Annotated in this window: 13 protein-coding genes; 3 read left to right on the forward strand and 10 right to left on the reverse strand. The window is 70.3% G+C overall.

The window, feature by feature from the left end; all coding sequences use genetic code 11:
- Positions 1-76 precede the first annotated feature (76 nt).
- Positions 77-547 (forward strand): cation:proton antiporter domain-containing protein, encoded by a 471-nt coding sequence (locus NKG96_RS15435; protein WP_254536062.1) that lies wholly within the window; start codon positions 77-79, stop codon positions 545-547.
- A gap of 58 nt (positions 548-605) precedes the next feature.
- On the opposite strand, the gene purQ is transcribed toward NKG96_RS15435, so the two are convergent.
- Both purQ and purS read right to left on the reverse strand, forming a co-directional pair.
- On the reverse strand, positions 606-1,280 hold the full coding sequence (gene purQ / locus NKG96_RS15440; protein ID WP_254536063.1) for a phosphoribosylformylglycinamidine synthase I: 675 nt from the start codon (positions 1,278-1,280) through the stop codon (positions 606-608).
- Position 1,281: 1 nt separating this feature from the next.
- Positions 1,282-1,533, reverse strand: a complete 252-nt coding sequence (purS, locus tag NKG96_RS15445) for a phosphoribosylformylglycinamidine synthase subunit PurS (RefSeq protein ID WP_254536064.1) — start codon at positions 1,531-1,533, stop codon at positions 1,282-1,284.
- 209 nt (positions 1,534-1,742) lie between these two features.
- Between purS and NKG96_RS15450 the strand changes: the two genes are divergently transcribed.
- Positions 1,743-2,702, forward strand: coding sequence for a formyltetrahydrofolate deformylase (locus NKG96_RS15450; RefSeq protein ID WP_254536065.1), 960 nt, complete (start codon positions 1,743-1,745; stop codon positions 2,700-2,702).
- A 5-nt stretch (positions 2,703-2,707) separates the two neighbouring features.
- Here NKG96_RS15450 and NKG96_RS15455 read toward each other — a convergent pair whose 3' ends face one another.
- From NKG96_RS15455 to NKG96_RS15465, 3 genes are read right to left on the reverse strand one after another with little or no spacing between them, the layout of a single operon-like run.
- Entirely contained in the window at positions 2,708-3,928 is a 1,221-nt protein-coding gene (locus NKG96_RS15455; protein ID WP_254536066.1) for an outer membrane protein assembly factor BamB family protein, read from the reverse strand.
- A gap of 53 nt (positions 3,929-3,981) precedes the next feature.
- Positions 3,982-5,007, reverse strand: a complete 1,026-nt coding sequence (locus NKG96_RS15460; RefSeq protein WP_254536067.1) for a phosphoribosylaminoimidazolesuccinocarboxamide synthase — start codon at positions 5,005-5,007, stop codon at positions 3,982-3,984.
- A gap of 49 nt (positions 5,008-5,056) precedes the next feature.
- On the reverse strand, positions 5,057-6,481 hold the full coding sequence (locus tag NKG96_RS15465) for an FAD-binding oxidoreductase (RefSeq protein ID WP_254536068.1): 1,425 nt from the start codon (positions 6,479-6,481) through the stop codon (positions 5,057-5,059).
- A gap of 149 nt (positions 6,482-6,630) precedes the next feature.
- On the opposite strand from NKG96_RS15465, the gene cofH reads away from it, so the two are divergent.
- Positions 6,631-8,001: a 7,8-didemethyl-8-hydroxy-5-deazariboflavin synthase subunit CofH gene (gene cofH, locus NKG96_RS15470; protein WP_254536069.1), complete on the forward strand. Its 1,371-nt coding sequence runs from the start codon at positions 6,631-6,633 to the stop codon at positions 7,999-8,001.
- 120 nt (positions 8,002-8,121) lie between these two features.
- On the opposite strand, the gene cofG is transcribed toward cofH, so the two are convergent.
- From cofG to NKG96_RS15495, 5 genes are all read right to left on the reverse strand, one after another.
- On the reverse strand, positions 8,122-9,201 hold the full coding sequence (gene cofG, locus NKG96_RS15475) for a 7,8-didemethyl-8-hydroxy-5-deazariboflavin synthase subunit CofG (RefSeq protein WP_254536070.1): 1,080 nt from the start codon (positions 9,199-9,201) through the stop codon (positions 8,122-8,124).
- A 183-nt stretch (positions 9,202-9,384) separates the two neighbouring features.
- On the reverse strand, positions 9,385-10,011 hold the full coding sequence (gene cofC / locus NKG96_RS15480; RefSeq protein ID WP_254536071.1) for a 2-phospho-L-lactate guanylyltransferase: 627 nt from the start codon (positions 10,009-10,011) through the stop codon (positions 9,385-9,387).
- A gap of 634 nt (positions 10,012-10,645) precedes the next feature.
- Positions 10,646-10,918: a hypothetical protein gene (locus NKG96_RS15485; RefSeq protein WP_254536072.1), complete on the reverse strand. Its 273-nt coding sequence runs from the start codon at positions 10,916-10,918 to the stop codon at positions 10,646-10,648.
- Between the two features lie 100 nt (positions 10,919-11,018).
- Positions 11,019-12,191 carry a tubulin/FtsZ family protein gene (locus NKG96_RS15490; protein WP_254536073.1) on the reverse strand — a complete coding sequence of 391 codons (1,173 nt, stop codon included), beginning with the start codon at positions 12,189-12,191 and terminating at the stop codon, positions 11,019-11,021.
- Between the two features lie 138 nt (positions 12,192-12,329).
- On the reverse strand, positions 12,330-13,244 hold the full coding sequence (locus NKG96_RS15495; protein WP_254536074.1) for a complex I NDUFA9 subunit family protein: 915 nt from the start codon (positions 13,242-13,244) through the stop codon (positions 12,330-12,332).
- Positions 13,245-13,288: the final 44 nt, after the last annotated feature.

Here is a 13,288-nt window from a genome sequence, read left to right on the forward strand (position 1 = left end):
TGCTGACCCACCCCGTCCGACCGACCAGCCGGGGCGTCGACCGCCCGTCGCGCGCGGGGAGCGCGTGGGCGAACGCGTGGCACCCGGACTCGCGGAAGCCGACGCGCTCGCGCTCCTGTTCGCACAGCTCGACGTCGTCCTCGCGGTGGCGACCCCGCTCGCGGGCATCGCCCGGCGCGCGGGCGCGCCGCCGGTGGTCGGCGAACTGCTCACCGGCGTCCTCCTCGGGCCGTCCGCGCTCGGCCCCCTCGCGCCCGGCGTGTACGCCGACCTGTTCCCGCGGGACGCCGTCCCCCTGACGGGCGTGTCGGCGGTAGCGCTCGTCGTCCTGATGACCGTCGTGGGCATGGAGACCGACCTCCGCGTCGTCCGCGCCCAGCCGGGCCGGACGCTTCTCGTCACGGCCGGCGCCACGGTCGGCCTGCGCATCGGCGTCCTGAACGAGGCGGCCTACCCGACGGTGGTGCTCATCGCCATCGGCACGCCCGTCATGGCCCCGCCCCCCGTCAGGCGGATACTGGACGGGCGGCGAGCGCCCGCCGTCTGACCCGTCGGCGGGGGCGCGACGGGTCGGTCGTCGCGGAGGTGGCCGGAGAAGAGGGCCGTCAGTTCGAGAAGCCCCGGAGGACGCCCTGTCCGTCGGTACTGCCGAGGTGCGGCAGGGTGGCGCGCTCGGGGTGGGGCATCATCACGGCGACGGTGTCGCGGTCGCCGAGGACGCCCGCGACGTTGTCCGCCGACCCGTTGGGGTTGGCGGCGTCCGTCACGGCCCCGTCGGTGTCGCAGTAGCGAAAGAGGACCCTGTCTTCGGATTCGAGGTCGGCGAGTTCCTCCCCGCCGAGTTCGAACCGACCCTCGCCGTGGGCGATGGGGATGGAGAGGACGTCCCCCTCGTCGTAGGCGCGGGTCCACGGCGTGTCGGCGTTCTCGACGCGCAGGTGGACGGGTTCGCACTGGAACCGGGCGCTCCGGTTGGTGGTGAACGCGCCGGGGGTGAGGCCGGCCTCGCAGCCGATCTGCGCGCCGTTGCAGACACCGAGGACGGGCGTTCCCCGTGCGGCGGCCTCGCGGACCTGTTCCATCACGGGGGCGCGAGCGGCCATCGCCCCGGCCCGGAGGTAGTCGCCGTACGAGAAGCCGCCGGGCAGGAGGACGCCGTCGGCGTCCTCGGGGAGGCCGTCCTCGTGCCAGACGCGGCGGGCGTCGATACCGACGTGCGCGAGGGCGCGTTCGGCGTCCCGGTCGCAGTTCGACCCGCCGAACTGGAGGATGGCGACCATCTCAGCGCTCCGCGACGGCCACGTCGTAGTCGTGGATGGTCGGGTTGGCGAGCAGTCGCTCGGCCATCTCCCCCGCGCGGTCTGCGGCGGCCTCCTCGCTCGCGGCGTCGAGGTCGATCTCGAAGCGGTCGGCCGACCGGAGCCCCTCCAGTTCGAAGCCGAGTCGGTCGAGGGCGCGCCTGGTCGTCTCGGCCTCCGGGTCGAGCACCCCCCGCTTGAGGCGGACGGTGACGGTCGCCGTGTAGGCGGTCATCACCTGAGATGGCGAGGTCGTGCATCAAAACCCTTGTGGGTTCCTTCGAGTGGGCACGTTCGTGTACAAGTCGAGTGGCCCCTCGCGCGTCCCCTCCCGTCCCGTGACTCCGGGTCGCGCGGGCCGGCGTGCCTTTTTACCGACCGGCATCCACGGGTGGATATGAACCGACTCGCCAGCGGACTGCGCGTGCGGCGTGAGGTGGCGGCGTGACCCGCGAACTCGCGGAGGTCACCGTCGTCGGCGACGACAAGAAGGGTATCATCGCCCGCGTGACGACGCTCCTGTTCGAGCGCGGCGCGAACGTCGAGGACCTCGACCAGGCCGTTCAGGGCGGGGTGTTCCGGATGACCCTCCACGTGGACACGAGCGAGATGGTCGTCAAACCCGAGACGCTCCGCGAGGCGCTCCACGACCTCGGCGACGAACTCGGTCAGGACATCCAGGTGCGCTTCCCGGGCGACCGGGACACCGACCGCATCGCCGTCCTCGTCACGAAGGAGTCACACTGTCTGGAGGCGCTCGTCGAGGCCCGGGAGGCCGGCGACATCGACGCCGAACTGTCGGTCGTCGTGGGCAACCACGACCACCTCGCGGACGTCGCCGAGGACGCCGGCATCCCCTTCTACGACATCGGCGACGGGTCGGGCACGCCCGACGAGGAGTGGCTGCTCGACATCCTCGACGAACACGACGTGGACCTCATCGTCCTCGCGCGCTACATGCGCATCCTCTCGCCGAACGTCGTCTTCCGCTACGAGGACCGCATCATCAACGTCCACCCCTCGCTCCTCCCGGCGTTCCCCGGCGCGGAGGCCTACCGGCAGGCCCGCGAGGAGGGCGTCCGCATCGCGGGCGTCACCGCCCACTACGTGACGACCGACCTCGACCAGGGGCCCATCGTCGCCCAGCGAGCCTTCGACGTGCCCGACGGGGCGAGCGTCGAGGAACTGACGCGGCGCGGCCAGCCACTGGAGGCCGACGCCCTCGTCGAGGCCGTGAAACTCCACCTCGACGACGCGCTCACGGTGTACCACGGGCGCACGCACCTCCGCGACGAGGGCGAGGGGGAGTACCAGTTGGGCCTCTCGAGCGAGGCGCAGGCGGCGAACCCCGAGGGGCCGGTCGACCGGTCGGGACTGGCGGAACCCTCGGAAGCGGACGACTGAGAGGATCAGGAGAGTACGACGAGCCGACCCTCTGACGAGTGGCGGCCGGTACCGACCACGGCGAACCCGTCGCCGACGACCGGTCCCGTCGTCGGCGCGGACGGGAGGTCGTACCTGTTCAGTCGGTCCCCGGTTGCGGCGTCGAGGACAGAGACGGCCCCGTGGTCCACACCCTCCGCGACGTACACGCGGTCGGCGGCGACCGTCGGGACGAGACGCGGCGCTCCCGCGTCGAACTCGACCGACCACCGCTCGGTCCCGTCGACGGTGTCGAGGGCGAACAGTGTCCTGTCGTTCGTCCCCTTGACGTACACCATCTCCTCGGCCACGGTGACACGTTCGTACGCGGACCGTCGCAGTTCGTGTCTCCAGACAGGCGAGCCATCTGCCGAATCGAGCGCGTGGAGCGTCCCGTCCGTCGTGACGACGAACACTCGCCCGTCGCCGATGACGGGAGGTGCGTAGCTCTCGCCGACTGCCCCAGCATTCCACAGCAGGGTGCCGTCGGCGGGGTCGATACCGTACGCGCCGCCCTCACCGCCGCTGCCACTCGTCGCGGCGACGAGGTCCGGCGTCGCGGCGGTGCCCTGTGGACTGGCCGTGTTGACCTCGGCGACCCACCGCCGTTCGCCGGTCCGGGCGTCGAGGGCCGTCACCTCGCCGTCGGTGACGTACACCGTCCCGTCGAGCACGGTCGGCGAGGCCCCGGGGGAGCCGTAGCCGACGTCGTACTGCCAGCAGAGCGACCCGTCCCGGCGGTCGAGGGCGCGCGTATTCCCGGCGCTGGTGGTGAACACCGCGTCCCCGACGACGGTCGGCGTCGCCAGCCCCTTGCTTTCGGCGACGGTCCACCGCTCGGTTCCGTCGAATCCGGTGGCGACGAACCCGGAGAACGGTCCCCTGGAACTCGACCCGTCCGCGTCTCGGCGGTTCGCGCCGTAGTAGAGCGTGTCAGCAGCGAGCACGGGTTGCATCTCCGGGTACAGTCCGGCGTCCACGACCGACGAGACGGACGCATCCGCCGGGGGACCACTCACGTCGGGTGCGTAGCCACTCCGACGAGCGTCGTGGCCCAGCGTGGGCCACGGCCCGACAGAACGGCTGTCGACTGGGGCGTCACGTTCGTAGCGGCGAGGACCCGTGAGGGCGTCACCGAGGGCGGTACAACCCGCGAGCGACCCGGCGAGGAGGCCGCTCGCGAGGTGGAGGGCGCGGCGTCGGCGCATCGTGACACGTCCGCGAGGTGTCGGTAAAAGTCTTCTCTGATAACAACTCCCGTTCAGAGGTCCCGGGCCGCCGCCACCGCCCGCTCGATGGACGGCGCGTCGAACAGTTCCCGGCCGAGATAGGCGTTCGCGCCGGCGGTGTAGAGGTCGCTCGCGGTTTCGAGAACGGCCTCCGAGAGCGGTTCGGGGTCGCGGTCACAGAGCGTGCGCCAGTCGGCCACGTCGCGCGCTTTCGCCTCGCGTTTGGCCGTCTCGACGGCCGCCACCCACTCGGACTGCGTGCGCTTGTGGTACTGGCGGATGACCTCCTTGGACACCTCCTGTCCCTCGTAGGAGAAGCGGTTCTCGTCGAAGGTGCCGACCACGTCGGCCACCCGTATCTCGCCATCGTAGTAGAGACACTCGATCTTGCCGTCCTCGTGGGTCAGGCTGGCCTCCGCGGCGCGGTCGGTGACGAGGCGGTTCACCTCGTGGGCGACCGATTCGAGGGCCTCGATGTCCGCGACGCCCGCGATGGCGTCGGCCTCCTCGCGGGCGAGATAGCGGTCGGACTCCTCGTACTTCGTGGAGAACTCGACGACGGGTTCGGGCAGGTCGACGGCCTCCGCGGGCCACTCGGAGTGGTCGAGGCCGACCGCCCCGGGGGTCGTCCGGGACCGGAGCGACGACCCCACGGGGACGGTGTTCCGGAAGACGATTTCGAGGGGGACGAGGTAGTTCTCGCCCGCGGCGTCGTGGTAGGCCTCGTAGTCGTACTTGCGGCCCTCGTGGGGCAGGTCGGGGACCTGCGTGAGGTCGATGGCCATCTCGCGGGGCGGGTCCTCCACGTCGTCGAGGGAGACCGGGTCCTCGTCGTCCCCGGGGACGACGCCCCGGTAGTGGGTGGGGACGCCCTCGCTCTCGAGCAGTTCGAAGTTGGCCGCGCCCATCGCACAGAGCGACGCGCCCTTCCCCGGAATCGGGTCGGGCATCTGCCCCCAGTCGAACACCGAGTAGGCGTCGGTGAACACGAACGCGCCCCGACCGAGTCGCTCCCGCGTCGCCGCCTCGTCGACGCGGAACTCCTTGACGCTGGTCATGAACGTGTATTTATGTCCCAAAAGAAAGGCGTTTCCATGCACGAGCGTGCTATCTCGCGGGCCGGGCGTCCCCGGGTCGGGCCGAGGGGGCGACGTTCTGGTTCATCGAGAACAGGTTCTCGGGATCCCACTCGTCTTTGAGTTCGACCAGTCGGTCGTAGTTCTCGCCGTAGACGGCGTGCTCCTGGCCCTCGCGCTCGGGGACGAAGTTGCCGTAGACGCCGCCCGTGGCGTAGGGGGTGAGCGCCTCGTGGAGGGCGCGCGCCCACGCGACGACCTCGTCGTCCCTCTCGGGCGACTCCCAGCGCCCGTGGACGTTCATCGTGAACTCGGCGTCGCGGTGCGGGTAGGCGGTGGCGTCGCTCGGGATGCGGTTGATGGCCCCGCCGAGGTGCCCGATGAATATCTCGGTCAGCGGCGAGGGGATGGTCCGCGCGTGCTCGACGAACGTGTCGATGGCGTCGTCCGACAGGGCCGCGAAGTAGTGTGACTTCCAGTAGTTGCGCGCGCCCTCGGTGAGCAGGGGGTCGAACGCCTGTTGCCACGCGGTGTACTGGTGGGGCGAAATCACGTCCGCGATGGGGTCGCCCAGTTCGCGCAGGGGGGCGAGGACGCGTTCACCCTCCACCGCGTCCCCCACGTAGCAGGCGGCGAACACCACCACGAGGTCGCCGTGGACCGACTCGGGGAGGAACGGGAGCGGCGGCGCGTGCCGGAGGACGACCCACGCCGAGAGTTCCTCCGGTGCCTCGGCGACGAAGTCGCGGTACTGCCGGAGGAGAGCCGCCGGGTCGTCGAACGGGTGGACGACCAGCCCCGAGAGGACCGCCGTCCCGATGTCGTGGAGGTCGAACTCGAAGCCGGTGACGACCCCGAAGTTCCCGCTCCCGCCCCGGACGCCCCAGAACAGGTCGGGGTGTTCGTCCTCGCTGGCGTGGACGAGTTCGCCGCGCGCGGTGACGAGTTCGACCGCCCGCAGGTTGTCGATGGTCAGCCCGAGCGACCGGGAGAGCCACCCGAACCCGCCGCCGAGGGTGAGCCCCGCGAGCCCCGTCGTGGAGTTGATGCCGAGGGGGGTGGCGAGGCCGAACGCCTGCGTCTCGTGGTCGAACTCCGCGAGGGTGACGCCCGGTTCCGCCCACGCGATACGCGCCTCCGGGTCCACGCGCACCGACCTCATCGGCGAGAGGTCCAGCATGAGGCCGTCGTCACAGACCGCGTTGCCCGCGATGTTGTGCCCGCCGCCGTGGACCGCCAGCGGGAGGCCGTGCTCGCGCGCGAAGTTCACCGAGCGAATCACGTCCGCGACGCCCGCACACCGCGCGACGAGCGCCGGGCGGCGGTCGATCATCGCGTTCCAGATGGAGCGGGCCTCGTCGTAGGCGTCGTCGCCGGGGCGCAGAATCGACCCGCGGAACCCCTCCTCGAACGCCTGTATCGCCTCGTCGTCGACGATTCTAAACTCTACTGCCATATCTTACACCACCGACAGGAAGGGGTCGAGGTAATATCACGGTTCTTCATGGCATTGGGGTGCTACCGGGGGGTAGACAGTCCCGTCACCGTGCCGACGGGAGGGGACCACCCGGAGACGTTATGTCGCCGGCCTCGCCAGTACCCCCAATGGGCCGGTACCGACCGACGAACGTCCCCCGCGACCGATTCCACTTCGCGCACACGCCCCCGTCCGACCAGTCCTTCGAGAACGCCCTCGCGAAGGCGCGGGCCGGCGAGCGACTGACCGTCGACGACGGCGTCGAACTGCTCACCACCGGCACGGAGTTCGAGGGCATCGACCCCGAGCGAAAGGAACTGGTCCTCGAAGCCGCCGACCAGCGCCGGGCCGAGGTGGTCGGCGAGGACGTGACGTTCGTGGCGAACCTGAACAACAACGTCACGACGGCGTGCAACACCGGCTGTCTGTTCTGTAACTTCAAGGACCCGGCGGGCGAATTTGAAGGGGAGGTCCCCCCGCCCGAGGCACAGGGGTTCACGAAGACCCCCGAGGAGTCCCGACGCATCGTGAGCGACGCCGTCGAACGCGGCATCTACGAGGTCACCTCCGTCTCCGGTCTCCACCCTGCGCTCGCGCTGAACGACGAACACCTCGAAGTCCTCGAGGCGAACGGCGGCCCGAACTACAAGCCCGCCTCGCGCTACCGGACCGACCCGGGCACGTACGTCGAGCAGATTCGCGCGATGGCCGTCGACGGCGTCCACGTCCACTCGATGACGCCCGAGGAGGCCTACCACGGCAAGCGCGGCACCGACTGGTCCTACGAGCAGGTCTACCGCGAACTGGGCGAGGCGGGCCTCGACTCCGTCCCCGGCACGGCCGCCGAGATTCTCGTCGACGAGGTGCGCGACGTCATCTGCCCACAGAAGATTCGCTCCGGCGACTGGGTCGACGCGATGGAGGCCGCCGCCCGCGTCGGGATGGACATGACCGCGACCATCATGTACGGCCACGTCGAGAACGAGCGCCACCGCGTGATGCACCTCGACGTGGTCCGCGAGTTGCAGGACCGCACCGGCGCCATCACCGAGTTCGTCCCGCTCTCGTTCGTCCACGCGAACACCCCGCTCGCGGAGAAGGGTATCATCGACAGCGGGGCGACGCAGGACGAGGACGAACTGCTGATGGCCGTCTCCAGACTCTACCTCGACAACGTCGAAAACCTGCAGTCTTCCTGGGTGAAGTTCGGCGACGAACTCGGCCTGAAGATGCTCTCGTGTGGCGCGAACGACTTCATGGGGACCATCCTCTCCGAGGAGATAACCAAGCGCGCGGGCGGCGAGTTCGGCGAGTTCCGCTCGGTCCGCGAGTACGTCGAGATGATAACCGCAATCGGCAGGCGGCCCGTCGAGCGCTCGACGGACTACCGCCAGCACCGACCCATCGACCCCGAGACGGACCTCCTCGGCCCCATGCTCGGCCCGAAGGCGGACGGGACACCCCTGATGGACGCGCCCGTCGCGCCCGCCGACGACTGACGGCGAACCCTTTTACACCGGGAGGGGGCCAGACGCCCCGTGACCTGACCGTCGCCACGGGGCGGTCTGCGGGTGTGCGGTGTCCCGCCCCGTGGACGCGCCGCGCACCGCCTGTTCGCTCTACTCGAGGACCGCCCGGTATCGCTCGCCTGCGGCGTCGTCCGCTTCGAGGGCCTCCCTGATTCGGGGCGAGCACCACTCGGGGACGAACCGCTCGTAGATTGGGAGGCGTTCGCGCAGGGGGACGCCCCCATAGTCGGCGACGTCCTCCAGTTCGCGCAGCGCCGGCCACGCGTAGTCGGGGTTGATGTAGTCGTCCGTCACCGGCGACACTCCACCCAGATCGTCGATGCCGCAGTCGAGGAGGTCACGGACCGGCGCGAGGTTCGGCGGCGCCTGCACGCTCACCGCCTCGGGGAGCACCGCGCGGGCCATCGCAACGACGCGGCGCATCGTCGCGAGGTCCGGCGTCCCCCCGCGCCAGCGCTCGTTGTCCACCACCGGCTGGACGATGACCTCCTGGACGTGGCCGTAGCGTTCGTGCATCTCGCGGATGGCCAGTAACGACTCCGCCCGGTCGCGCCAGTCCTCGCCGATGCCGACGAGGATGCCCGTCGTGAAGGGGACGCCGAGTTCGCCCGCCGTCCGAATCGTCGCCAGCCGCTGGCCCGGCGACTTCGCCCGGGGGCCGCCGTGGGCCTGCACCTCGGCGGTGGTCTCCAGCATGACCCCCATCGAGGCGTTCAGGTCCGCGACGAGTTCCATCTGCTCGCGCGTCTGGTCGCCGGGGTTGGCGTGGGGGAGCAGGCCCTCCTCCAGTGCGATCTCGCAGGCCTCGCGGAGGTACTCGTGGATGGAGCCGTGGCCCCACTCGTCGAGTTGGTCGTGGACGGCCGTGTAGCGGTCGTCGGGGTCGTCGCCGAAGGTGAACAGCGCCTCGGTACACCCCGCGTCCGCGCCCGTCCGACAGGTCTCGCGGATCTCCTCGGGCGTCATCAGCGACGCCTGTCCCGGCACGTCGTAGTACGTACAGTACGTGCAGGTGTACCGACAGGCGGTCGTCAGCGGCAGGAAGACGTTTCGCGCGAAGGTGAGTTCGTCGGCGCTCGCCACCTCGACGGGCGTCACCGCGAGCGCCCGCTCGACGGCCGCCTCCTCGATTCGCACGTCGACGCCGTACGCCGCGGCACCCGGTATCACGCTCTGTCGTCGCGTGCGGAGGTACAAAAGGCTGTCAGTCCGGGTGGATCCCGGCGACAGCGTGGCTACGTGACTGCAGACGGGCTTCCGTGCGCGCACGAGTGGACGGGTGCCGGGCCGGGCGGAGCCGCGGCGACGGACTCGTCCGCGCGTGCTACGACAACGCACGACACGACAAAGCTGTTACCCCCGTTCGCGCCGCACCGGGCGGACCCGACCGTCGCCCGTCTCGACGTCGAACGCGTGGTCGTCGAGCCACCGCCGCGCGGTCCCCTCACCGTGGAGGAGCACCTCCACGAGGTCCGCGGGTTCGTCGACGTCCGTCCCGAGTCGGTAGGAGTCGACCGTCTCGAATGTCAGGCCCGCCGTCTCGCAGGCCCGCCGGTGGTCGCGGAACGACGCGCCGTGGTAGTCCGCACGGAACGCGGAGTCGCGCACGACGAGGGCGTTCGTCCCGCCGCCGCGCCCCGGCGCAACCACCACGTCGCCGTCCGTCTCGAACAGGCGACCGAGCGCGCGAGGGGTCGCGAGCGGCAGGTCCGCCATCACGACCGCGACCGGGCGCTCCGGGAGCGACTCGTCGACGACGGCGTCGACCGCCCTCGAGAGTGACCGGTCGTCCACCCGCACCCGAGCGGGACAGTCGAACGGTTCGGTGGCGAGCACCGTCGGGTCGTGGCCCGCCGCCCGAACCGCCCCGAGGACGTCGTCGAGCATCGCCCGGGCGAACGCCGGCCGCTCCTCGCGGTCCAGCAGGTCCGCGAGCCGGGTCTTCGGGTCCGCGACGCGATAGGGGACGACGACGCGCATGTGTCCGGTGTGGACGGCCCCCGAGGTTGAAGCTAGCGGTCCATGCGCACGGAGAGTGAGTCGCCGGGCGGGCCGGTCAGCGGATCCGCGACACCGTCGACCACAGGTCGGCGAAGAAGGGGTCGGGGTCGTCCAGCGAGGGGTAGTCGAAGTGGGGCTGTTCGACCAGCGACCGCAACACGGCCGGTATCTCGGGGGGGGGACGCCGCCGCAGCGTTTCAGAAAGAGGTGGCCGACGAGCGCCCACGTCGTCGGGACGTTCCCCCGCTCGAACAGGTCAACGAGCCAGCGCCACGTCTCGCGGACGTCCCGCATCCGGTCGAGGTGGTACCGGCGACGCTCGGGGTAGTGGTCGTGATACCCCCCAGATGAGCTCGGCGTCGAGCGAGATGACGACTGCCTTCACGAGGCGAAGGGCAATATGGGTAACAATAAAGTTTTGTGAGCGCTCCGACAGGATCGGCGGCGGCCGACTGGCGGGGGCGGGCGCACCGACGCTCCGGAGCGGCGCCACTCACGGGCGTTCGAGGGGTCGGAACGTCGAATCGCCGGGTCCGCGATACGGCGCGGGGAGACACGTCACTCGGGCCGTCGCCCGGGTGGCGGTCCGGCGCTGGTCGCCCGAGGGGTGCGGTCAGGCGGGGACGGTGAGGACGCTCCCGCAGTCACACGCGTAGAAGTCCCGCCGGCCCTCCCAGCCGACGACTTTCCCCGTCCGGCCGCAGTCGGGACACGCCACCAGGACTTTCGTCCCACGGGTCAGGTCGCGACACGGCGACCCCGCACGGCCGAGTTCGTGCAGGACCGTCGCGGGGCGACTCTCGGGGACCTGATGGCGTCCCGGGTTGCGGTGGATCGGTCGGAAGTCGTAGAAGGACGTGTAGGGGTCGGTCGCGAGTTCACTCATGGTACCGACGGTAGGAGTTCACGCCGGGTAACGGGCAGGGTTCGGACGTGCGGCGCGGTACCGCGGGAACGGGTCCCGGTGGGCGGCCGGCCGACCCGCCTCAGAACAGGGGTTCGAGTTCGTCGCTCGTGTCGTGGACGAGGCTCTCCAGGTTCCGCTCGCTGGCGTCGCGAATCTCGTCGATGTTGTCCTGGGCCTCGATGGCGACCTGCTGGAGTTCCTTGATGCGCGGCGCGTTCGTCACGCCCGCGAGGAGGACGACGCTCGCGACGAAGTCGCCGTCGTTGAGCGGGTAGTCGCCGCCGCGGACCTCCATGCTCCCGGTCTGCTCCTCCATCCACTTGCGGCCGCGCTCGATTCCCTTCCGGTTGAGGTACCGCGAGGGACCGGCCATGACGAGGAGGCCGCGCTCGACGCCGCCGACCTCACAGGGCATGGTGAGGCGACCGAGCGCCGCCTTCCGGACCAGCGAGGTGATGCGGTTGGTCGTCTGGGCCGCGTCGAGTTCGTCGCCGCCCGTACCCCGGAACCGCGAGAGCAGGCCCGTGTCCTCGCGCTCGATGGTCTCGCTCGCGTAGCCGACGGTGGAGACGCCGCCGCCCGCGAGCGTGTTGATGATCTCGGAGGAGTCGACGACGCTCTCTGCGACCTCGCCGCCGCGTCGGACCTCGCCGGCCCCGAACAGGAGGCCGAAGCGCTCGACGATCTCGGCGTTGATGTCGTCGTAGCCGCCCTGAACCGACTCGCCGGCCTGTCGCCAGTTGTCGTTATCGAAGACGAGCAGGTTGTCCGTCTCGCGGACGAACGTCTGGAACGACCGGGCCGCGTTGAGCGTGTAGATGCCGCCCTCGTCGCTGCCGGGGAGGACGCCGAGTGCGTACACCGGTTCCGTGTAGATGCGCTTGAGGTGGCGCGCGAGGACAGGCCCGCCGCCGGACCCCGTCCCGCCGCCCATCCCGGCGACGATGAGGAACGCGTCGACCTCGTGGGCCGGGATGTCGTCCATCGCGCTCATCACCTCGTCGATGTCCTCCTCGGCGACCTCCGCGCCGAGTTCGTTGTCCGCACCGACGCCGTGCCCTTTCACGCGCGACTGCCCGATGAGCACGCGGCGCTCCTCGGGGACCCGTTCGAGGCCCATCAGGTCGGCCTTCGCGGTGTTGACCGCGAGCGCTGCCCGGACGATGTTGGACCCGGTCCGTTCGTCGTACTCGAGGAATCGGTCGAGGATCTTCCCGCCGGCCTGCCCAAAGCCGATCATTGCCAGCTTCATTCTGTCGAAGAGAACGTGACCTGCTGTATAACTCTTGGTACTAGGATAGTAGTGCGAGACGAGAGGTCAGTCGACGTACATTCCGTCGGGGCGTCGAGACCGGGCCACGACGGGCGTGGACCCCGTGGCGCCGTCTGGCTACTCCGCGGGAATCGAGTCGGTCCGGCGTTCTTCGAGTCCCAGGTACTCGCCGAGCGTGGTCAGGTCGGCCTCGCTCCGCCCGAACGCCTCGACGTCGTTGTCGTCGGTGGTGTTGTCCATGCGCAGCGACCGCGCCTGGTCCTTCCCCATCGGCCCGCCGAGGGCACCGAGGAGGCCGAGACCGATGTCGGCCATCGCCATCGGGAGCGGGAGGGGGGTGTAGGAGTGGCCCTCGGCGCGGTGGGCCATCTTCGCCACCTGCGCCATCGTGAGGACCTGCGGCCCGCCCACCTCGTAGGTGTGACCGTCGTGTGCGTCGTCTTCGACAGCGTCGGCGAGCATGGGGACGAGGTCACCCACCCAGATGGGCTGGAACTTCGTGTCGCCGCCGCCGGGGAGCGGCGAGGCCGGGCGCGGCGCGAGTTTCTTCGTGAACGGGACGAACTCGCCGCCGTCGCCGAAGACGACGGACGGCCGGAAGATGACGTAGTCGAGACCGGAGGCCTCGACGACCTTCTCGGCCTGCCCCTTCGACTGGATGTAGGCGGTGTCGCCCTCCGGGTCCGCGCCGAGCGCGCTCATCTGGACGACCTTGGGGACGCCGTGGTCCTTCGCGGCCTGCACGACGTTCTCGGTGCCCTGCAGGTGTATCTCGAAGTGCTTGCGGTTCCCGCCGTCCGGGCGGAACAGCGGCGAGAGGGCGACGAGGTTGACGACGGCGGCCCGGCCCTCGAAGGCCGACTCGATGGAGTCGTAGTCGGTGATGTCGCCCGCCGCGGTGTCGACGCCCGCGGGGACCTCGCTGTCGTCGGGCGAACTCGACATCGCCGTGACGTCGTGGCCGCGCTCCGCGAGTTCGCCACAGAGCTTCGACCCGATGAACCCCGTACCGCCGACGACGAGTACGTTCATGTCAGTAGGGACGAGCGGAACGACCGTAAACCTACGCCGACCGG

The sequence above is a fragment of the Halomarina litorea genome (assembly GCF_024227715.1).
Lineage (GTDB): Archaea > Halobacteriota > Halobacteria > Halobacteriales > Haloarculaceae > Halomarina > Halomarina litorea.